This window comes from Komarekiella delphini-convector SJRDD-AB1 (assembly GCF_014831675.1).
Lineage (GTDB): Bacteria > Cyanobacteriota > Cyanobacteriia > Cyanobacteriales > Nostocaceae > Komarekiella.
Map to the genome: position 1 here is coordinate 45,286 of NZ_VJXY01000026.1, position 22,364 is coordinate 67,649.

At 40.5% G+C, this 22,364-nt stretch carries 18 protein-coding genes; 12 read left to right on the forward strand and 6 right to left on the reverse strand.

Annotated features, from left to right (window positions below; translation table 11 throughout):
* The first annotated feature begins 9 nt into the window (after positions 1-9).
* From FNW02_RS21860 to trpD, 7 genes are all read left to right on the forward strand, one after another.
* Entirely contained in the window at positions 10-5,412 is a 5,403-nt protein-coding gene (locus FNW02_RS21860) for a trifunctional serine/threonine-protein kinase/ATP-binding protein/sensor histidine kinase (protein ID WP_191759602.1), read from the forward strand.
* Between the two features lie 67 nt (positions 5,413-5,479).
* Positions 5,480-5,926 (forward strand): winged helix-turn-helix domain-containing protein, encoded by a 447-nt coding sequence (locus FNW02_RS38850; protein ID WP_225225822.1) that lies wholly within the window; start codon positions 5,480-5,482, stop codon positions 5,924-5,926.
* A 27-nt stretch (positions 5,927-5,953) separates the two neighbouring features.
* The gene (locus tag FNW02_RS38855) at positions 5,954-6,391 is read left to right on the forward strand and encodes a restriction endonuclease (RefSeq protein WP_348535430.1); all 438 of its coding nucleotides are present in this window, start codon (positions 5,954-5,956) and stop codon (positions 6,389-6,391) included.
* 222 nt (positions 6,392-6,613) lie between these two features.
* The gene (locus FNW02_RS21870; protein WP_191759603.1) at positions 6,614-6,907 is read left to right on the forward strand and encodes a hypothetical protein; all 294 of its coding nucleotides are present in this window, start codon (positions 6,614-6,616) and stop codon (positions 6,905-6,907) included.
* The gene (locus FNW02_RS21875) at positions 6,908-7,312 is read left to right on the forward strand and encodes a PIN domain-containing protein (protein ID WP_191759604.1); all 405 of its coding nucleotides are present in this window, start codon (positions 6,908-6,910) and stop codon (positions 7,310-7,312) included.
* A 15-nt stretch (positions 7,313-7,327) separates the two neighbouring features.
* The gene (locus tag FNW02_RS21880; protein ID WP_191759605.1) at positions 7,328-8,209 is read left to right on the forward strand and encodes a DNA adenine methylase; all 882 of its coding nucleotides are present in this window, start codon (positions 7,328-7,330) and stop codon (positions 8,207-8,209) included.
* 91 nt (positions 8,210-8,300) lie between these two features.
* Positions 8,301-9,392, forward strand: a complete 1,092-nt coding sequence (trpD, locus tag FNW02_RS21885) for an anthranilate phosphoribosyltransferase (RefSeq protein WP_191759606.1) — start codon at positions 8,301-8,303, stop codon at positions 9,390-9,392.
* On the opposite strand, the gene FNW02_RS21890 is transcribed toward trpD, so the two are convergent.
* Positions 9,322-10,356: a retropepsin-like aspartic protease family protein gene (locus FNW02_RS21890; protein WP_191759607.1), complete on the reverse strand. Its 1,035-nt coding sequence runs from the start codon at positions 10,354-10,356 to the stop codon at positions 9,322-9,324. The two genes, trpD and FNW02_RS21890, sit on opposite strands and share 71 nt — an antisense overlap.
* Before the next feature lie 234 nt (positions 10,357-10,590).
* Between FNW02_RS21890 and carA the strand changes: the two genes are divergently transcribed.
* The 5 genes from carA (at position 10,591) to FNW02_RS21915 (ending at position 14,816) form a co-directional block, all read left to right on the forward strand.
* The gene (carA, locus tag FNW02_RS21895) at positions 10,591-11,757 is read left to right on the forward strand and encodes a glutamine-hydrolyzing carbamoyl-phosphate synthase small subunit (protein WP_191759608.1); all 1,167 of its coding nucleotides are present in this window, start codon (positions 10,591-10,593) and stop codon (positions 11,755-11,757) included.
* Positions 11,758-11,980: 223 nt separating this feature from the next.
* On the forward strand, positions 11,981-12,325 hold the full coding sequence (locus FNW02_RS21900; protein WP_191759609.1) for an anti-sigma factor antagonist: 345 nt from the start codon (positions 11,981-11,983) through the stop codon (positions 12,323-12,325).
* 565 nt (positions 12,326-12,890) lie between these two features.
* The gene (locus FNW02_RS21905; protein WP_191759610.1) at positions 12,891-13,370 is read left to right on the forward strand and encodes a ribonuclease III domain-containing protein; all 480 of its coding nucleotides are present in this window, start codon (positions 12,891-12,893) and stop codon (positions 13,368-13,370) included.
* An 86-nt stretch (positions 13,371-13,456) separates the two neighbouring features.
* Positions 13,457-14,434, forward strand: coding sequence for a 23S rRNA (guanosine(2251)-2'-O)-methyltransferase RlmB (rlmB, locus tag FNW02_RS21910; protein WP_191759611.1), 978 nt, complete (start codon positions 13,457-13,459; stop codon positions 14,432-14,434).
* 79 nt (positions 14,435-14,513) lie between these two features.
* Positions 14,514-14,816 (forward strand): DUF1816 domain-containing protein, encoded by a 303-nt coding sequence (locus tag FNW02_RS21915; RefSeq protein WP_162395508.1) that lies wholly within the window; start codon positions 14,514-14,516, stop codon positions 14,814-14,816.
* Positions 14,817-14,922: 106 nt separating this feature from the next.
* Here FNW02_RS21915 and FNW02_RS21920 read toward each other — a convergent pair whose 3' ends face one another.
* The 5 genes from FNW02_RS21920 to FNW02_RS21940 form a co-directional block, all read right to left on the reverse strand.
* Positions 14,923-15,780, reverse strand: coding sequence for an alpha/beta fold hydrolase (locus FNW02_RS21920; RefSeq protein WP_191759612.1), 858 nt, complete (start codon positions 15,778-15,780; stop codon positions 14,923-14,925).
* 76 nt (positions 15,781-15,856) lie between these two features.
* Positions 15,857-16,480 carry a CAP domain-containing protein gene (locus FNW02_RS21925; protein ID WP_225225832.1) on the reverse strand — a complete coding sequence of 208 codons (624 nt, stop codon included), beginning with the start codon at positions 16,478-16,480 and terminating at the stop codon, positions 15,857-15,859.
* A 333-nt stretch (positions 16,481-16,813) separates the two neighbouring features.
* Positions 16,814-17,518 carry a CAP domain-containing protein gene (locus FNW02_RS21930; RefSeq protein ID WP_191759654.1) on the reverse strand — a complete coding sequence of 235 codons (705 nt, stop codon included), beginning with the start codon at positions 17,516-17,518 and terminating at the stop codon, positions 16,814-16,816.
* 1,335 nt (positions 17,519-18,853) lie between these two features.
* Positions 18,854-19,618, reverse strand: coding sequence for a DsbA family protein (locus FNW02_RS21935; RefSeq protein WP_191759614.1), 765 nt, complete (start codon positions 19,616-19,618; stop codon positions 18,854-18,856).
* Between the two features lie 80 nt (positions 19,619-19,698).
* On the reverse strand, positions 19,699-22,335 hold the full coding sequence (locus FNW02_RS21940; RefSeq protein ID WP_191759615.1) for a DNA polymerase III subunit alpha: 2,637 nt from the start codon (positions 22,333-22,335) through the stop codon (positions 19,699-19,701).
* Positions 22,336-22,364 lie beyond the last annotated feature (29 nt).

Sequence of the window (22,364 nt, forward strand, 5' to 3'; positions counted from 1 at the left end):
GGAGAGATTATGCCGTTAAATCCGATAATTTCAGGTTATGACTTAACGGAAATCATATATGAAGGCATTAATACCATTGTTTACCGTGCTCAGGCAAAAAAAAACCAGCAGCCTGTCATGCTCAAAGTTCTCAAGGCAGAGTATCCCACTCTTGAACAGATTACTCGCTTCAAGCACGAATATAAAACTACAGAAAATCTCAACTGTGAAGGTATTATCAAAGCCTATGGCTTAGAAAGCCATCAAAACAGTTTGGTGTTAGTGGCAGAAGACTTTGGTGGTGTGAGTCTCAAGCAATTTATTTCCCAACAAAAGTTGTCTGAAGTTTCCTTTCTCAAAATTGCTATACAACTAACAAAAGCTCTTTTGTGGCTGCATCAGAAGCAAATTATTCACAAAGATATTAAACCCGCCAATATCATCATTAATCCACAAACGGGAATTGTCAAAATTACTGACTTCAGTATCGCCTCATATTTAGATAAAGAAACACCACAACTAACTAACCCCAGCCAACTAGAAGGAACTCTTGCCTACATGTCTCCTGAACAAACCGGGAGAATGAATCGCACTGTAGATTACCGCAGTGATTTTTACTCATTGGGTGTCACATTTTATGAGATGCTAACAGGTCAACTGCCTTTTGTGAGTGACGATTTACTCGAGATAGTTCACTGTCATATTGCCAAGCAAGCAATATCAATTGAACAGTTGAATCCAGAGGTTTCTGGAACTATTGCTGCCATTGTCGTGAAATTGATGGCGAAAAATGCTGAAGACCGCTATCAAAGTGCCGCCGGATTATTAGCTGATTTGGAATTCTGTCTTGAGGAACTCACAGTCAAGGGAATTTCTAATTTTATCCCAGGACAACGCGATCGCACTTCTCAATTACTGATTTCACAACAGTTGTATGGACGAGAACGAGAAGTTTCTACTTTATTAGCAGCATTTGAGCGCATTAGCCAAGGCAAGAGCGAAATCATGTTGGTTTCTGGCTACTCTGGCATTGGTAAGTCATCGCTGGTAAATGAAGTGCATAAACCAATCGTCAGGCAAAGGGGTTATTTCATTCATGGTAAATTTGATCAATTTAAACGCAATATTCCCTATGCTTCTGTAATTCAAGCATTTCAATCTTTGATGCAGCAACTATTAACTGAAAATACTGAAAGGCTCGAAACTTGGAAAGAAAAATTGCTCCAAGCGTTATGTAAAAATGGTCAAATCATCATTGATGTCATTCCAGAAGTTGAATTAATCATCGGCAAACAACCAGTAGTTCTGCAATTAGGTGCAACAGAAAGCCTTAACCGCTTCAATCGAGTTTTTCAGTCTTTCATTCAAGTCTTTACTCAAAAGTCACATCCCCTAGTAGTATTTTTGGATGACTTACAGTGGGCTGATTCTGCCTCGCTAAAATTAATTCAGGTATTAATGACTAATCCAGATAGTCAATATTTGCTGTTAATTGGGGCATATCGAGATAACGAAGTCAGTCCCACCCATCCCTTAATGAGGACTTTGGAAGACATCCAAAAAGCAAACACAATTATTAACGATATCGTATTAAGCCCATTAGAATTACCCCATGTATACCAAATAGTTGCGGATACGTTAGGTGATTTAGAAAAAATTCCAGCAATAGCGGAACTGTTATTTAACAAAACTCAGGGCAATCCCTTCTTTTTGACTCAATTACTCAAAGCACTTTACCAAGAAAATCTACTTAAATTTGATTTTATCCAAGGAATCTGGTTGTGGGATATTCAGCAAATCCAAACAGTGAATATTGTAGATAAAGGTGTTGTCGAGTTAGTTGCAAGCAATATACAAAAGCTGCCAGAGGCTACTCAAACAGTGTTACAGTTAGCGGCGTGTATTGGGAATCGCTTCAGCTTAGATGTATTAGCAACTGTGAGCGCCATGCCTCTACAAAAGGTAGCACAAGCGTTGCAACCAGCTTTGCAATTAGGTTTAATTTTGCCCCATAAGAATGAATACCGCATACCTCTACTATTTGCTACGGAAGAGTTAGCAGATTTAGGATTTGATAACTTGAATATTACCTACCGATTTTTGCATGATCGCGTCCAACAAGCCGCCTACTCATTAATTCCTGATAATCAAAAACAAGTCACACATTTAAAGATTGGTCAGCAGTTGTTGCAAAACACTCCCGCTGATCAATTAGAGGAAAATATTTTTAATATTATTAATCAATTAAATGTCGGTGCTGACCTGATCACACAATCAGAACAGCAGCAACTAGCTGAACTAAATTTGTTCGCTGGACGCAAAGCTAAGGCAGCAACAGCATATATAGTAGCGATCGCTTATTTAACCACAGGTTTAAAACTTCTAGCAATAGATAGCTGGCTTGATCAATATGACTTGACTTTGACATTAGTAGTTGAAGCCGCCGAAGCAGCCTATCTAGGTGGTGACTATGAGCAGATGGAGCAGTTAACAAGCCTTGTACTACAAAATGCTCACACGTTACTTGACAAAGTGAAGGTCTATGAAGTCAAAATTCAGGCTTATGTAGCACAGAGCAGACAACTCGAAGGTATTAAAACTGCACTAACTGTTCTAGAACTTTTAGGGGTGATATTTCCCGACCAGCCTAGTCAAGCAGACATTAACCAAAGTTTGCAAGAAACCCAATTCGCACTTACAGGAAAGTCCTTTGAGGATTTAATTGACCTCCCAGAGATGACCGATCCCCAAATGCTAGCAGTGATGCGGATTATTGGGACAGTTACCGCCGCAGTATATCAAGCAGTACCGATGTTGCTGCCGCTAATTGTATTTAAGCAGGTGAGGTTATCAGTAAAATACGGTAATGCCCCAGTGTCTACCCTCGCATATGCCTGGTATGCAGTGATTCTCTGCGGAGTCATGGGAGATATTGATGCAGGCGATCGCGCTGGTCAATTAGCATTAGGTTTACTATCTCGTTTAAAGGGTAAGGAACTCAGAGCTAGTACCTTCAACATGGTTTACCCCTTCGTTAAACCCTGGAAGCATCACATTCAAGAGTCTCTAATACCGCTACTAGATGCACATCATAGCGGTTTGGAAACAGGCGATCTAGAATACTCTGCCTACTGTGCTTATAATTATTGCTCCCTTTCTTATTTCCTTGGCAAAGAACTGATAGCCCTAAAACCAGAGATCGCAACCTATAGTCAAGCTTTGGATCAAATCAAGCAGGAAGTTGCTCATAACTATCTCAAAGTATTTCAGCAATCTGTATTAAATTTAACTAGTGATCAACAGTGTACCTGGAAGTTGCGAGGTGTAGCATACAACGAAGAAATTATGCTGCCATCACATTTAAAGGCAAATGATCGCTATGCGATCGGCACGTTATACATTAACAAACTAATTCTTTGCTACTTATTTGCGGAGTATTACCAGGCGGTTGAAGTAGCTGACCATGCCAAAGATTATCTAGATGGGGTAACTGGATCTTTCATGGTTCCAGTATTCCACTTTTATGATTCTCTCACTCAGCTTGCTATTTTGCCGCAGACACAAGGGACAGAAACAGAAACCTTGTTATTACGGGTAATTGCAAATCAGGAAAAACTCAAGCAGTGGGCAGAACATGCGCCAATGAATCATTGGCACAAGTTTTGTTTAGTAAAAGCTGAATATCATCGAGTACTTGGGGAGTGTATGGAGGCAATGGAATACTACGATCGCGCCATCTCTGGAGCCGCAGAAAACGGTTACATTCAAGAAGAAGCACTTTCTCATGAACGCGCCGCAGAATTTTATTTATCACTAGGTAAGAAAAAGATTGCCCAAGTTTATATGACTGAGGCGTATTACAGTTACAACCGTTGGGGTAGTTTAGCCAAAGTCAAAGATTTAGAAAAGCGACATCCTGAATTAATTCTTCGCAGCAATACTGCGATCGCTCCTACAAGCAGCATAGCTAAAACACTAAAATCAGATGTGTCCATGACCACACACTCTACTACAAGCAGTGGTGAAAATCTGGACATCGTTACAGTGATGAAAGCAAGTGAGGCGATTACTAACGAAATCTCTTTAGAAAGTTTACCTCGCACACTCCTACACATCATCTTAGAAAATGCTGGTGCTCAAAAAGGTTGCCTAATTTTAGAAAAAGACAATCAACTATTTATCGAAGCAATTGATAGCAGTTTTAATGAATCACAAATTGTCTTGCGAGCAATTCTTGTAGAAGAAAGTGAAGTTATTCCCAAAAAGCTCATAAATTATGTAGCAAGAACTCAGCAACCATTGGTAATCAGAGATGCGACAACTGATCCCATATCTAACAAAGACCCATATATTCAACAATATGAATGCAAATCAGTATTGTGCGTCCCCATTTTTTACCAAAGTAAGTTTATCGGTATATTTTATCTAGAAAATAATCTAGTGACTGGGGCATTTACTCCTGAGCGTTTAGAACTTCTAAAGATATTATCCTCTCAAGCTGCGATCGCTATCAAGAATGCTCGTCTTTATGCCAAAGAACAAGAAAAATCTCAAGACTTAGAAATAGCTCTTTCACAACTCCAACAAACTCAAACTCAACTCGTCCACACAGAGAAAATTTCTTCTCTAGGGCAGCTTGTCGCGGGAGTTGCCCATGAGGTTAATAATCCAGTTAGCTTCATTTTTACCAACCTATCCCATGCCAAGCAATATGTTCAAGACTTAATTAATCTATTGCATCTTTACCAGAAGTATTTGCCTAATCCACCAGCAGAAATTGCAAACGAAATTGAGGCAATTGATCTAGACTTTCTGTTAGAAGATTTACCAAATATGATTTCTTCAATGAACTTGGGAACCAGACGTATTCGAGATATTATGCAATCTCTGCGTAACTTTTCACGCAACGATGGTTCAGACAAAAGGGCAGTTGATATTCATGAAGGAATTGAAACCACACTGATGATATTATCGCATCGCCTAAAAGCTAATCCAGACCGTCCAGCGATTCAAATTATTAAGAATTACGGTGATTTACCCAAAGTTGCTTGTTATCCTGGGCAACTAAATCAGGTGTTTATGAACTTGTTAGCTAATGCCATTGATGCCCTAGAAGAATCTAACCAAGAAAAGACTTTTGCTTATTTAGAACAGAATCCTAATATCATCACTATTTGCACTACATCAGATAACCATCAAGTTACAATTCGCATCTCTGATAATGGACTTGGAATGTCAGAATCAGTGCAGCAAAAAGTTTTTCAAGCTTTCTTTAGCACAAAACCAGAAGGCAAAGGTACAGGTTTAGGACTGTCGATTAGTTATCAGATAATCACAGAAGCCCACAGTGGTACATTCCAGTGTTTATCTTCCCCTGGTAATGGTGCAGAGTTTGCAATTCAGATTCCAATACTAGAGACTGCAAACAGCTAAAAAAATTAAATATTATTAAAACTTGCTGGCTATAGTCTTAGTTTTGGAACCTTTTAAATAGATAACAATGGCAATACCTGATTATCAAAAGATAATGCTTCCCTTACTTAAATATGCAAGTGATGGTCAAGAACACTCTATGAGAGAAGTCATTGGAGCGTTAGCAGATCAGTTTAATTTAAGTGAATATGAACGCAAAGAATTATTACCTAGCGGTCAACAACCAGTATTTGATAATCGGGTAGGATGGGCAAGAACATACTTGAAAAAAGCAGGTTTATTAGTCACTCCAAAAAGAGGATATTTTGAGATTACAGAACAAGGTATAAACGTAGTTAGACAATCCCAAAAAGAGATAGATGTTCAATTTCTTAGCCAGTTTCCTAACTTTATTAACTTCAAGAGTTTAAAAAAGCAAGATGATAAGCTTAGTTCTGATTTTAATGAAATATTGGAAACAACTCCCCAAGAATCTATAGAACTAGGGCATCAAAAAATCCGCAAAGAATTGTAAATAGATTTAATTGCACGTGTTAAAAACATTTCACCAGATTTTTTTGAAAGACTTGTTATCGATTTACTTATCAAAATGGGTTATGGAGGTTCAAGGCGTGATGCGGGGAAAGCCATTGGTAAAAGTGGCGACGGTGGAATTGATGGGATAATTAAAGAAGATAAATTAGGATTAGATGTTGTTTATATCCAAGCTAAAAGATGGGATTCTAATGTTATAGGTAGACCAGAAATCCAAAAATTTGTTGGCGCGTTATATGGGCAAAGAGCAAAAAAAGGAGTATTTATTACCACTTCTAATTTTACTCAAGATGCAAAAAGATATGTATCAGGAATAGATATAAAGGTTGTACTAATAGATGGACAAGAATTAGCACAATTGATGATTGATAACAATGTAGGTGTATCAACAGTATCAGTTTATGAAATAAAGAAGATAGATTCAGACTATTTTACAGATAGTTAAGTATTCCTTTTATTAGGAATATCTAGATAATGCAAATAATTGATATTAAGCATAAAACCACAAAAATTATTTGATTAAAAGTATACTCAAAAGACCTCTATAATATCCTAGTGTAGAATTAATTTTAAACAATAGCGGGTTAAAATTAAAAGGTCATGTATTGTCAATAAACTAGCTGATATGACATCCAATAATTACATATAGTAGCTGAGGTTTAATGAAGTGAGTCAGGTTTTAAGCTTGGAATTAAGTGATGAAGTCTACGCGGTATTGCAACAACAAGCTGAGGTTGCAGGCGTATCTCTTGCAGAATGGGTAGCTACTTCTATAGAACGGCAGTATGGTTCTCCAAGATATGAAAAGTCGCAAACTGAAATAGAGAAACAAGCAGCTCGCCAACGCTTCCGAAGTCATGCTGGAGCAATTAACTTAGGTTACGCTACAGGAGCAGACAATGAAAGTATTGATGCTGATTTGGCGATAGCATATAACGATACGCTTGAGGAAACAAATTGAGTGCTTCTACTTGATACATCTGGGCTGCTTTGCTATATCCACAGTGGTGAACCAGAACATCAAAAAGCGATTGAGTTTCTCGATAGTGTTAGTGAGAGCTTAACTCACAGCTATGTTTTAGCAGAGTTTATTGCACTAGCTCAAGTCCGTCGCTTCCCACGTACAGCAGCACTAATATTTATGAATGATTTGTTAGAAAATCCAGATATCGAGACGGTATGGATTAATGAGTTATTGCATCGAGAAGCAGTTAAACTTCTAGTGGCGCGGCAAGACAAGACCTATTCTCTATGCGATGCTGTCAGCTTTGTATTGATGCGTCAGCGTGGTGTCACTGACGCGCTAACCACCGATCACCATTTTGAGCAGGAAGGCTGTCGACGTTTATTATTACCCCAAGCGTGACTATTTCTACGAATTATGATTAAAAGTCCGCTACGTTATCCTGGTGGTAAGTCAAAAGCAATAAATCAAATCGTTGAATACTTGCCAGAGAATTTTGCTGAGTTTAGAGAGCCTTTTGTGGGTGGTGGTTCTGTATTTATCTATTTAAAGCAAAAGTTTCCTGATCTAAAGTTTTGGATTAACGATTTAAATCGTGAGCTATTCCTGTTCTGGAAGTGTGCTCAATGTGATATAGCTAATTTAGTTAAAGAAGTTCGTCATATTAAAGATAAATATACAGATGGTAAATTGCTATTTTTAGAATTAACAAGTGTAGATGTAAACAATTTATCTGATTTAGAAAGAGCAGTGCGCTTTTTTGTTTTGAATCGAATTACTTTCTCTGGAACTGTAGAATCAGGTGGTTTTTCTCAGGAAGCTTTTCATAAACGATTTACTGATACTTCAATAGAACGCCTAGAAAAATTAGAGAATATCCTAACAAAAGATGTCCAAATTACTAATTTTGATTATAGTCATCTATTAAATACAGAAAATAAAAACGTATTTTTGTTTTTAGACCCGCCGTATTATGGTGCAACTAAATCAAAGTTATATGGTAAAGATGGGGACTTGCACACATCTTTTGACCATCAGAAATTTGCTGAACTTTTGCATCAATGTCATCATCCCTGGTTAATAACTTACGATAATTCACTGCAAATTCGAGAAAACTTTAAATCAGCCAATATTGCAGAGTGGGAATTGCAGTATGGCATGAATAACTACAAGCAGAATGGTGCTGCTAAAGGAAAAGAGTTATTTATTACTAACTATGAAGTTCAATATGATGTAGACAAAAAAGCAAATAACAAGAATTCTGTTAATTCAGCTTTGCAGTTAAGCCTTGATATTTGAAGTAAGCTTTGCTGCTAGTCTCCCATTTTTCGGTAGGATAGCTCCCATGCCCCTCAATTTAGCTATACCCTACAATACACAAACCTGAGTTATGACAACTTCCCCAATCTCTACGCTAGAACCTTCTGCTAGTTGGTATATCCTGCTGCAACAATTAATAGATGGACAATCATTGTCCCAAACTCAAGCTGCTGAATTGATGCAAGGGTGGTTAACTGAAGCCATTCCCCCAGAGCTATCGGGGGCAATTTTAACAGCGCTGAACTTTAAAGGGGTTTCCGCTGAAGAGTTAACTGGTATGGCAGAAGTATTACAATCCCAATCTTCGCCACTCAGCACTCAGCACTCAGCACGGACTAAACCAGAGCTATCCGCTAACAGCACTGTAATAGATACCTGTGGCACTGGCGGAGATGGGTCATCAACTTTTAATATTTCCACAGCGGTTGCCTTTGTTGCCGCTGCTTATGGTGTACCGGTCGCAAAGCATGGTAATCGCTCGGCGTCAAGTCTCACGGGAAGTGCTGATGTTTTGGAGTCCTTGGGTGTAAACCTAAGTGCTTCTAGCGAAAAGGTGCAAGCGGCACTACAAGAAGTAGGGATCACTTTCTTATTCGCGCCTGGTTGGCATCCAGCACTCAAGGCGGTTGCTCAATTGCGGCGAACTCTGAAGGTGCGGACTGTGTTTAATTTACTTGGGCCGTTAGTGAATCCTTTGCGTCCCACTGGGCAGGTGGTAGGGCTATATACTCCCAAGCTTTTGGCTACTGTTGCTCAAGCGTTAGATAAGTTAGGCAAGCAAAAGGCAATTGTTCTGCATGGGCGAGAAAAATTGGATGAAGCTGGGTTAGGAGATTTAACTGACTTGGCGGTGTTATCAGACGGTGAGGTACAGTTAACTACAGTCAATCCCTTAGAGTTGGATTTAACACCTGCTCCCATAGGTATGCTCCGGGGTGGGGATGTCGAAGAGAATGGGTCAATTCTCAAAGCGATATTACAAGGTAAGGGAACTCAGGCGCAAAAGGATGCAGTGGCTTTAAATGCATCATTGGCGCTGCAAGTAGCTGGTGCTATACCATTGTTAGACCACGCTCAAGGTATTAGTATCGCTAAGGATATCCTTCAAACTGGTGTCGCTTGGTCGAAGTTGGAGCAGTTAGTCCAGTTTCTTCGGGATTAATCTCTGAGTGTGATTGCGGACGAAATTCTACGACATTACGTTTAATAGTGACATCGTAGTTGCCAAAAAAGTCATGTCCCAGAAGTCCCGTTTCTAGTTCTAAGCCTGCGATCGCAACTGGGACTCTATTCACCATTACCCCGCCAACTTCCATTGAATTAATATAACCAACGGGAAATTCCACAGCCTTGGAACTAGCTGTGTTTGCCCTAGCTTTACCCACTGGCACTACCCCTAAAGCGTTCGCCATCTGTTGAGTAATTACAGTACCACTGGCTCCGGTATCTACAATCATCTCAAATTGCTTTTGACCATTGAAGGTAACTGCAATAATTGGTGTTCCACCAACTCGCCTTCTGATCGGGGCTGTAAATACTTCTTCTTGGGTGAGCAATGCTGATGAAGGCACTGGCTTTGGTGGTAATGGTCTTGTTTGTACAGGAGCAGACAGAGGTGGAGTGAACTTTGGTGTAGTTGCTGTCTGAGGAACCGTAACTATTACCCTCTGGGGTTTGACAACTGGCGGCGGAGGGCTAGGATTAGCTTTGCGCTGAGCATATTTGATTCGGCGCTCATATTCTGTGATTTTTGTTTGGGCGAGTCCAAACTCTTGACTTTGTGGCTCCACGTTTTGCATCAGCGCGATCGCTTCTCGAAACTGACTCGCGACTAAGCGCCAATCCTCTGAGGATTGAGCAGATTGGCTGATACTTAAAGCGCTGGAGGCTTTGTCTAGCCCCAGTTCAAAAAAACTTGGTTCAATTTCAGATGGTTCTGGTGATTGTGCTTGTGGTCTAGCTGGTGTTGTTGGTTCAGCAGGCTGTACCGCCGCCAAATCCCCGATTGGTGCGGATTCATTGCTACCAGTTGCAGGATTGTTGTCTTCACTACAGGCAACACTCAAAACCGTCAGGGCACTTGACAGGAAAATTAGGGCTGCACGGGATAAAAAAGACTGAAGCATAATTAATTTTAATCTTAACTGCCCAAGCTTCTTCAAATCTACTTCTACTTCCGATTCCCCTATTAAATAATTTTTGGATGTTTAATTTTTAATTTTTAATTAATTCTCCTGAAAACTTCTAATTGCCCAACTCATGGGATAATTAACAATCGCAGTATTTAAGGACTGGGAACTAAACTCTTCCCAATACCCGTTCTCCAACCCTCACACCTAAACATTTTGCCTTCATCGCCTATGCCTCTGACTGACGCAATACCTGCTCTACTTGTCCTGGCAGATGGAACCACTTATCGCGGTTGGTCTTTCGGTGCTACGGGAACCGCGATTGGGGAAGTGGTGTTTAACACTGGCATGACTGGATATCAAGAAGTTCTGACCGATCCTAGTTATCGCGGTCAGATTGTCATTTTTACTTATCCTGAATTGGGGAACACTGGCGTCAATGCCGAAGATGAGGAGTCAGATCGACCACAAGTGCGGGGTGCGATCGCTCGGAATATTTGTCACCGCCCAAGTAACTGGCGATCGACACAATCCTTACCTGACTACCTAAAACAGAACCAAGTACCAGGCATTTATGGTATTGATACCCGTGCTCTCACCCGCAAAATTCGGATGTTCGGAGCCATGAATGGTGGTATTTCCACATCCATCCTTGATGAGGCAGAATTGCTAGAGCAGGTACAGGCTGCTCCTAGTATGGCAGGATTAAATCTGGTTCGCGAAGTCACTACCCCAACAGTTTATGAATGGTCAGATCCCACAATCCCCGCCTGGGAATTCAACTCGGAGGCTGCTGGCAATCTGGGAAAACCCTTTACTGTTGTTGCCCTTGACTTTGGCGTCAAACGTAATATCTTACGTCGCTTGGCAAGTTACGGTTGCCAGGTAATTGTGGTTCCCGCTGATACTCCACCAGAGGAAATTCTCAACTATAATCCAGATGGTATTTTTCTTTCTAATGGCCCTGGTGATCCCGCTACAGTAACCGAAGGTATTGAAACCACTAAGGCTTTGCTGCTGAGCCAAAAACCCATTTTTGGCATTTGTATGGGACACCAAATTTTAGGTCATGCCCTAGGAGCAGAAACTTTTAAACTTAAATTTGGTCATCGTGGTTTAAATCAGCCTGCGGGTTTACAACAAAGGGTAGAAATTACCAGCCAAAACCACAGTTTTGCTATTGATCCAGGCTCTCTACCCACAACAATTGCAGAAATCAGCCATCTAAACTTAAACGATCGCACCGTTGCCGGGGTACGTCACAAATCTCTGCCTGTGTTCTCCGTACAATATCATCCAGAAGCCAGTCCTGGCCCTCACGATGCTGATTACTTGTTTGAGCAATTTGTCCAAGCAATGCAAACAGCACGCGAAACTGCAATAGCCGAAGTGAGGTAAAAATGGAGATTAGAGGGACTGGGGACTGGGGACAAGGAGGACAAGGAAGAATTATTGAACAGGTTTCTCCCTTGTCTCTTCTCGATGCCCGATCCCCAATCCCTGATCCCCAATCCCTTCCTACTCCAGCAGATTGTAGACAACTTGCACAAAAAACATCTATACTTGAGCGTTCACTTTCACTCATGAGGAGGGAATTATTGCTGAGCCACTGAATCTAACCGTGAGCCTGAGAGGCACTCGTGAAGTCCGGGATAACTGTCAGCTATTCCGCCTCACAGGTTTGTTAGATGCCTTTTCTGAGCCAACATTTCGCAAGGTACTTGGCGGCAAGATTGACGAGGGCCCCAAGCACATTATTTTGGATCTCTCACAAATCGACTTTGTTGATAGCTCTGGCTTGGGTGCTCTAGTACAACTAGCCAAGCAAGCTCAAAATGCTAACGGCACCTTCCAAATTGTCACGAATGCCCGCGTAACTCAAACGGTCAAGCTTGTTCGCTTAGAGAAGTTTCTCTCCCTGCAACCAACAGTTGAAGCGGCTCTAGAAAACGTCAAGTCGTCTTAATTGCTTGATCCGAGAGTTGAATTCAGCTATCCGATGCTTAATCTGGATAGCTTAATTTTTAAAACTTCTGGCGAGAAAACCTCTCTCCTTGTGGGAGAGGCAAGCCAGTTGAGCTATTATTTATTTTTAAAGCTGACCGAATAAAGGATATAGACAGCCAGTGCTTTGCGGTGTAGTTGGCTATGATATTGGATAGAAGTTAGAGAAAGCTTTAGTGGTTTAGCTAGTAGATTGATTTACAAACCGGGTTTACTCAATACTTCAGATCATTACTTACCAGGTAAAGATGGCAGTATAGTCACTTAGAAAAATAGCTTTAATGTTAGTGTCAAAATATTACCCTATCTTAGGCATATACCACAAGAACCAGGTTGAATTAAATTGATCACTATCTACATCACGGTGATCTAGCAATGTCAACTCTTAATCACAAAGATAAAATTTAGTAAGTAATTTTGATAGTGTTGATTATGCTAGGTATACTAGCATGGCATACTTCATAAAGAATAAACACTATTTTGCGAAGAATGCCCCACAATGTCGCCCGTCAAGGAATGATTCACTTGTGAAGTCAAAGGAGGAATTATTAAATGGACTAGATGCAGCTCCTAATCAGAATTCATCTTGGACTCAAGCACTCTTGGCAAACACAGTGCTATTACCTCAGCAAATTCCCCTCTCACAACTGCAACAAATTTCTCCAGCAGCTCTTGCGTATTTGGGGGATGCAATTTATGAACTATATGTTAGGATGTTTTATTTGCTGCCACTGCAACGACCAGAGACTTACCATCGTCTGGTAGTGGCACAGGTAAGAGCAGAAACACAAGCGCTACATTTGCGATCGCTAACTCCTCATCTGAGGGAAACAGAATTAGAAATTGTCCGACGGGGTCGAAACGCCGCCACAGGACGCCCGAAGAGAGTTGATCCCGGAATTTATCAACAGGCAACAAGTTTAGAAACATTAATTGGCTATCTGTATCTCACCGATTACCAACGCTTAACCGAACTGTTACAAATACTCAATCTAGAGCAACAGTGAGAACTCATAAAGAGCGATCGCTAAATTCAGTAGAGTAATTCAATAAATTTAGGTAATCGAGATATAAGCTACACCCAAAACTCATTATGGCGAGTAAACCAAGAAAAATGAAGACTTCAGGCGAATCTAATCGTGGGCAACCCCTAAAAATTCAGGGCAAGCGTGTTGTTGCCAATCCTATTCGCAATCCGAGAAATGGAGATGGGAATCCCATTTCTAGCAATTCACGCTCACATCGCAACTTTTCGCATCCATCCCCATCCACGAAATCACCAGAAGATAGCGATCTCATCTACGGTCGCCATCCAGTATTGAGTGCGTTGCAAAATCAGCGCGGTCTTAACCGCATCTGGATTACCACCCGTCTGCGTTACGATCCCAGCTTTCACCATTTGCTTCTCCAAGCCAAGGAAAATGGCACAGTCATTGATGAAGTAGAACCTAAGCGCTTAGACCAAATCACCAACGGGGCTAATCACCAAGGTGTGGCAGCGCAAACTGCTCCCTACGACTATGTTGAATTGCCGGATCTGATTGAACGGGCAAAATCTTTAACTGATCCTGTAATTGTAGTGGCTGACGGGATCACAGACCCGCATAACTTGGGGGCAATTATTCGTACTGCCGAAGCAATAGGCGCTCAAGGACTGGTGATCCCCCAACGAAGGGCATCTGGGATCACATCAACAGTTGTAAAAGTAGCAGCAGGTGCTTTAGAAAACTTTTCTGTCGCTAGAGTTATTAACCTTAGCCGCGCTTTGGAAGAATTAAAAGAAGCTGGCTTTTGGATTTACGGCACGGCTGCAAGCGGAAGCGAACCCCTGCATACAGTTAATTTCAGTGGCCCGATAGTTTTGGTAATTGGCTCTGAAGGCGAAGGTCTAAGTATGTTAACCCAGCGTTGCTGCGATGTTTTAGTATCGATTCCCTTACAGGGCAAGACTCCCAGTCTTAATGCTTCAGTAGCAGCGGGTATGGCACTTTATGAGATTTATCGCCAAAGGTCGTTAAATACGCTGTACCTAAATAAATTACAAAAAATCTCTTTGAAAAAAGAAGCGTAAAAGAGTATAAAGAAATGTAAAAGAAAAAAGTCGCATATCGTTCAACACCCTGTACGACCTTTATAAATAGGTGAAAACCATGAAAAAAATTTGGCATAACCTCAAGGAAAGCTTAATTAACGCATTCGATAAACTCGGCTTAGCTTGGTGGGTAGAGATAGTGACACACAACCCCCGTTGTACTTACTACTTTGGGCCATTTCTCAATTCTGCGGATGCAACATTTGCAAGCAAAGGCTATGTAGAAGATTTAGAAGTCGAAGGAGCACAAGGAATTGTTGTAAATGTCAAACGCTGCAAACCTGATAATTTAACGATTGCTGAAGACTTGGGGGAAAGATTTGACCGCAAAGTACAGCCTGCCTTTGGCGGTCAAATTTAAGTTAGGCAAAAGTCAATATAATTCGTAATTCGTAATTTGTAATTTGTAATTTCGAGTTCTAATTACGAATTATCTGGTTAATAGTCAGAAATTCTTGCACTTTGGGCTACTGATTACTAATTACCTGTGGATGTTCTTCCAGCCAAAGGTCAATATCTCTAAGTACCTGCTGGGGAACTTCCCACGGGAAAAGATGGGCAGTATTGGGGTAGAACTGCCACTGACAATTTTTGATGTGTTGAGCAGTTTCTAGGCTGGAATCAACTGTGATGTGGCGGTCTTGGACACCAGCAAGCACCAGACTAGGGCACTCAATTTGTTCTAGATCTAAAAGTCGATTATACCCAGATTGAATTGCGCTGTAGAGGGCGCGAGTGGCAGCAGGTGAAGTTTGCAAATAGGCTGGTACTGCTTCTTGGGCAATGTAATTATAAGCAGTAGATGTATGTTGTTGGATTAAGTAGCGAAAAAGCGATCGCTTGCCAAAAGTTTCAATATTCCACTGCCAACTTGGTTTTATATAATTCAATAGCGCAGCAACACCAGTATACAAATTATCTTGCCAAGTAATGGGGGGATGACTGCCACGCGGTTTTGCTGCTGTTGCCACCAAAATCAGTCCACTAACGCGTTGTGGCAGATGTAATGCCAGTTCCATTCCTAAAATCCCCCCAAGTGACCATCCCAATACTAGACACTTTTCAATCTCAAAGCGGTCTAGCAACGCCTCTAAGTCGGTTAAATGGTCTTGCATGTTAAAACTGCCGTCGAAGCGGCTTTTGCCATATCCACGTAAATCAGGGGCAAAAGTTCGACAGCGTTTTGATAAATGCTCAGTGAAGACAGAAAGACTACGACCAGAACCAGGATGACCGTGTAAGCCCAGAATGGGGAACCCTTGACCTTGGACGTAGACATTGAGATGTGCAGCACCAGTAGTGGTATAACTATGGCGATCGCCCATTACTCCCAGTTCTCCTGTATATTATTCTTCTAATTGTGTCACAGAGCTAGCGGCGAACGATTCTAGCAATACTTTCCTACTTCTCTGTATAACCTCCAGCATAAGTAATCACGCACATTTGCCTATATGTCGCATGAATGCCAAAAGCAACTCCTGTGACTTGAAAAGCTGCGTTAAAAATATTGTGGCGATGACCCCGTGACGGCACTCCATCATCAATAATTAACTGCATAATGATATCTTCGGCTGTATGAGAACCATAGCTAATATTTTCAGCTGCCGTAATTTGCCAATTCCCATAGCGGCTGATGCGAGTAAAAGGATCGCTGCGATCGCTACCAGAGTGACCCGTTGCACCATTTTCTCCTTGGTCTTTGACGTGATCCCTAGCACCTAAAGACATACCTGGCGATATACTTAATGCTCTTACAGGATGGGCAGAATTGAGAAAAGCGATCGCCTCATCAACTGCTTTTACACCTTCCTGAGTTTGCAAATAAACACTATCGGAAATTTTGACTTGCTTACCTTGAAAGCGCTGTTTCCATTTCTCTAGAATCGGCAAGTATGTCTTAGGATTTGTCCGTACCTTGTTCATTTCCGTTATCACTTCTTGTTCCAGCGGCGAGAGACCATGCTCCCGTGGTAACTCAGGAACATCTTTTTGAGGAATTTCCCCTAAAACTTTCCAAAATTGCATCCGATTCATAAATAACCTTACAACTTAGAAGCGACGAAATATATATTTAGCTTCACTGAATGAAAATAAGATTTCGGAGTGACTGGGGATTGAAGGAGTAGAAAAGTGGGGGAGTGGGAGCAGAAGAATTTTAGATTTTAGATTTTGCGGAAAGTTGTAAGGAGGGTTTCCCTCCGTAGCAAACTTTTCAAGACAGATTTTGGATTGAACAATCTAAAATCCAAAATCGCAAATCCAAAATTGAATATGCAGGGGAAGCAGGGGAAGCATGGAAATAAATAACCTCCTGTTTGCTGACTCCTGTCTCCTATCTCCTTCTTATCCCCCCTCAACCTATTTGTCTTTATAGCCACCAGCGTAGTTAATTACACATATTGTTTTGTATGATTTGTGAGTCCCATAAGCAACGCCAGTCACTTTAAAAGCGCCATTAAAGATGTTTGTTCTATGACCGCGATCGCGCACACCATCATCAATAATTAATTGCATAACGATATCTTGGGCAGTGTTTGGCCCATAGCTGATATTTTCGCCTGCGGTTTTTTGCCATGTACCATAGCGATTGATCCGAGTGAAGGGATTGCTACCATCGCTACCATCATGACCTGTAACACCTTTTGGCCCTTGGTCTTTGACGTGATCTCTAGCGCCTAGAGACATACCCTTGGATGCACTCAACGCACCCACAGGACGAGCTGACTTGAGAAATGCGATCGCCTCATCGACTGCTTTTACACCTTCTTGAGTTATCAAATAGGTATTATTGGAAATTTTGACTCTGTTATCTTGGAAGCGCTTTCTATAGTTTTCAATAATCGGAACATACGCCTTGGGATTTGTCCGAACTTTGTTCATTTCATTTATCACCTGTTGTTCCAAAGGCGAAAGGTAACTTGCTTTTGTCAACAAAGTTGGACTCGCTTGCTGGACTATAGGCGGGGTAGATTTTGCCACAGAAGGGCTAGATTGAAACAGTTTATCTGAGCAGCCGACTATCAGGGTTACTGGCAAAAGTACCCAAAATCTAATATGACGCATTAATAAACTCACAATTTTTTCTAAGGTTTAATTTAGTGAATTAGATGCACCACAGAGTTTAAGGAATAGAATTTTAAGCGCACTGAGAAATCTCAGCAGCGGCTTTTTCAGTTCGGACTTCGAGTGCTGATGAGAATTTTGGTAGGTTCGTCAAGGAAAGCGCTCAGAGTATAGATAACTCCGTGATCCTCTTTATTCCCGGAGTGTTTCAAAAATGTCACTTAATGCATGTTGTAACATTAGTAACACTATAACGTAAATAGCAATTTTTACTCAAGTGAACTAAGTACAGCCTTGCATAGCATAAAAATGCAGGGGAAAGTCTGTAGAACCTTTTATCAAAAGTCGGCGAGAAACTCTGTCGCCGCATTAGATACAGAGGTATAGCCACCCGGCTACTTTGAGTATTGAGCATCTGGTGACTTTTACCGATGCCCATGTCCTATGCCCAAAAACTCCATCCCCTTGTAAATGGAGTTTTTGTAGGGTTTTTAGCCATTTAATAGCATGAGGAAGTTGTAAACTTATTTAAGTAATTACATTAACCCGATCTTAACAAATTTTAAATTAGACAGAGTTAGCTGACTCAATTACAAAATTTATGAATAAATTCAACCTCATCCCACCCCTAAAAGGGGATGAGATAACACGAAAGACAGTTGACAGTTAACTGTTAACCGTTAACTGTCAACGGCCTAAAAAAGCGTCTTTCATCACCTACCGAGAAGGAATGGGTTTTCCCGACGCCTTTTTATAAAAATTAAAGAAATAAGCTTAAAAAATGCACAATTTTCACTAAAAAACTTTACTACTTTTTAAGTGATAAAAGCATCAGTATTAATAGATTCAAGAAAAATATTAGAGATTTTGCCTGCTAATTAAGCTAATTTTTGGTAGGCGATCGCTGATTTAGATTTAATTGATCACCTATTTAAGAACATGAGGAGTAAGGAAAATTTCTCCTCTTTACTCCTCATCAGCTACTCCTTACACTTGCTTTAAGTAGAACAGTTTACTAATGCAATAATCCTCTAACTAAAGACGCACATTATTGTTAAATAATTGAGTCTATCTCTAGACATAAGTACAGAGATACAAAAGTTTCACAGTATACATATCTTTGATTATTGCTAGTTGTTGGTCAAAATTAATTAGATATCTTAGAAAAGCTCCGTTTATAAGAGATTAGGCAAGGGAAAAAGATAAAATTTATTTCCTTGCTCCCTTTAGCTTTCCTTTTATCTAGCTTCTGCAAGCAGTATATGTGGCAAGCTTATTGCAGCCATAATCAAGTATTGCTTTTACCTGCATAAGCACATTTCAAAACACACTAACTTACTTAGCATTAGCCAATATACTTTCAATATCTGATAGCTGTACCACTCCTGAGAAACCAGGATTATTGATTATAAAGAAGGGTGTGCCAGAAACTCCTAATTTTTCAGCTAGCTGGATATCTTTTCCAATAGCGGGAGTAGCAAGAGTGCGATCGCGTTCAAATTTCGCCAAATCTAGATTCAGATTTTTGGCAATATCCAAATACAACTCCTCACTCAGTTGCTTTTGATTAGTAAACAAGGCATCATGATATTCCCAGAATTTACCTTGCTGATTTGCTGCCCAAGCTGCTGTTGCAGCTGGCAATGCATTACTATGAATTGTAATCAAAGGTAAATTCTTGTAAATTAATTTTACATTATCCTGATGTGCTAATAACTGTTTCAGGGTTTTATTGGCCTCAGCACAGTAGGGACATTGAAAGTCTGAGAATTCTACCAGTACAGTTTTTGATTGAGCCGACCCTGTGCTGGGAGACTCACCAATCACTGCTTGGGGATTTATTTTTAAATCCTGTAAAAATGCTTGCTGTGCTTGCTTTATTTTTTGTTGCTGTTGTTGTTGGTATGCTTGAACAGATTCAATAAGTACATCTGGATGTTCGCGAATAATTTCTAACACCTGTTCCTCCAGTTGTGGAGTAATGCGGCTAGCGGCTTGTGCAGGAGATGACCAGCTTACAACCAAACATAATAAACATATTACTACCCAGGTACGTAGAGACTGAAGTAGTTGTTCAGACCAATGAAAAAGTTTACTCATACAGAACTCTTGAGAAATCAATATCTCTTAGCCATGATACTGGGATTGTCGATGGGAGGATAGGCGATCGCAACTAGTCACTACGTTGATTCCGGCAAACCTTGAACTCGTAACAAATCTAATTCCCGTTCAAATATTTCATCAATCGGCAACATTTGACCATCAGTAGTCATAAATTTATGATCTTTAGTTGCCCGAATTACTGAACCATCTTCTAGGCAATATTCAAAGATTTCTTGTTGCCTACGATTATGCCATTGTGCTACAGGTTGCGTGTAAACATTCCCATTGCCATCAACACTGTACACTGTGCATTCAATTTGCTTTTCTACAATCTTACCAATGGGAATAAACCCATATTCTACAGTCAATACTTCCGTGTCATAGCTTAAACAATATTCAGCAAACTTCAACATTTGCTCGAATAATTCATCTGCAACTTTTTTCTGCACGCCATTTTTTGCCGCGCCATCCACAAACTTTTCTCGCTGCTTTTGCATCTCAGAAACTTTCTTTTTACCCATCGCCCGGCGCAGCAAGTCAGCTTGTCCTAGGGAATATCCAGCCATATCCTGAGCAATTTTCATGATTTGCTCTTGATAGACCATAATTCCATAAGTTTCATCTAGTATTGTTTCCAGAATAGTGTGTTGATAATCGATATTTTCTCGACCATGTTTGCGGTTAATAAATTTCGGAATCAGTCCCGCATCTAATGGCCCTGGTCGATAAAGTGCCAAAATTGAAGAAATATCTTCTATATTAGAAGGTTTCAAATCCCGCACTATTTGACGCATTCCTGAAGATTCTAATTGAAATATCCCTTCTAATTCACCTGCTTCTAATAGTGCATAAGCTTGCTGGACATCTTTTGGTAGGGTGCTATGTTCCCCTTTTGCTAATATCTTTTGTGCTTTTCTTTCCTGATGGGTGATTTCATCAGGGTCAACAGAATATCCTCTAGTTTCTTGAATTAAATCAATGGTTTTCTGAATCAATGTCAAGTTACGCAAACCCAAAAAATCCATTTTTAATAAACCCATTGATTCCAGGTCTTCCATGAAATATTGGGTAATTACAGAACCGTCATTATTGCGCTGGAGTGGGACAATTTCATCAAGTGGATCGGCAGAAATCACTACACCTGCTGCATGAACACCAAAAGTTTTATTAGTTCCTTCAATTCGCATTGCCATATCAAGCCAATGGCGAACTTTCGGATCATGCTCATATTTTTCTTTAAACTCTGGTTCTGGAGTTTCATTAGAAATCATCACTTTGAGTTTAGTTGGTTTTCCCCGCACCACAGGAATTAATTTCGCCATTTTGTCGGCTTCGCCGTAGGGAATATTCAATACTCTGGCAACATCTTTTAAGACAGCTTTAGAAGTTAGGCGGTTAAAGGTAATAATTTGAGCGACTCTATCTGCACCGTATTTTTCAGTTACGTAGTCAATAACTTTATCCCGTTGTTCAATACAGAAATCCGTGTCAATATCAGGCATGGATTTGCGTTCTGGGTTCAAAAAGCGCTCGAACAGTAGCCCATGATGTACAGGGTCAATATTGGTAATTCGCATCGCATAGGCAACTAATGAACCCGCTGCTGAACCCCGACCGGGGCCTACAGGAATATTATTATCTCTAGCAAATTTGATGTAATCCCACACTACTAAAAAGTATTTGGAAAAACCCATCTGTTGAATCATTTTCAGTTCGTATTCCAATCTTTCTTTATAGATGGAATCGACTTCGGTGCGGGATTTACGATTTAACCTTTCTAAAAGACCTTGCCAAGCAACTTCTTCTGCATAAGTGTCAGCGGTATGACCAGAGGGAATCGGGGGTGTAGGAATTTGAGGCTCACCCATAATATGGTAAGGCTCGACTTTATCGGCGACTTCTTCAGTTGTGGCTACCGCTTCGGCAATAACATCATCTGGTAAATGGTCACGAAATAGCTGCTGCATCTCTTCACCAGATTTGAGATACTCTGTACCGCTATAACGCATTCGTTTATCTTCGACAATTAGCTTGCCAGTTTGAATACATAGCAAAGCGTCGTGTGCTTCAACGTCAAAACAAGATATAAAATGCGAGTCATTAGTAGCAACAATTTTAATATTTAGTTCCCGCGCAATTTTGACAATTTCAACGTTAACAATTCGGTCTTCTTGAGAGCCGTGGTCTTGAATTTCTAGATAATAATCATCACCAAATACATCTTTATACCATTGAGCAACTTTACGAGCCGCGTCTGGTCTACCACTAAGAATTGCTTGGGGAACTTCTCCACCTAAACAAGCACTGGTGACAATCAAGCCTTCATGATATTCTTTTAATAATTCTTTATTAACACAAGGGCGAGAAAAAATTCCTTTACCTTGGACACCTTTGAGGTGAGAAATTGTGGTTAATTTGACTAAATTTTTGTACCCTTTAGTATTTTTGGCTAAAACGACTTGATGATATTTAGGACGGCGTTCTTGTTTTTCAATATCGCCGTTGATTATATACATTTCGTTGCCAAGAATTGGCTTAATATTTTGACTACGGCAGATTTTGATTAGTTCGATCGCTCCGTACATGACACCATGATCGGTAAGGGCGATCGCTTTCATCCCCAGTGCGATCGCTCGCTCCACTAACTCTGGTAGCTGACTTGCTCCATCGAGCAGACTGTAGTCACTGTGAATATGTAAAGGAACAAAGGACATATACGTCTCCAACCACAAGCCAACAATTT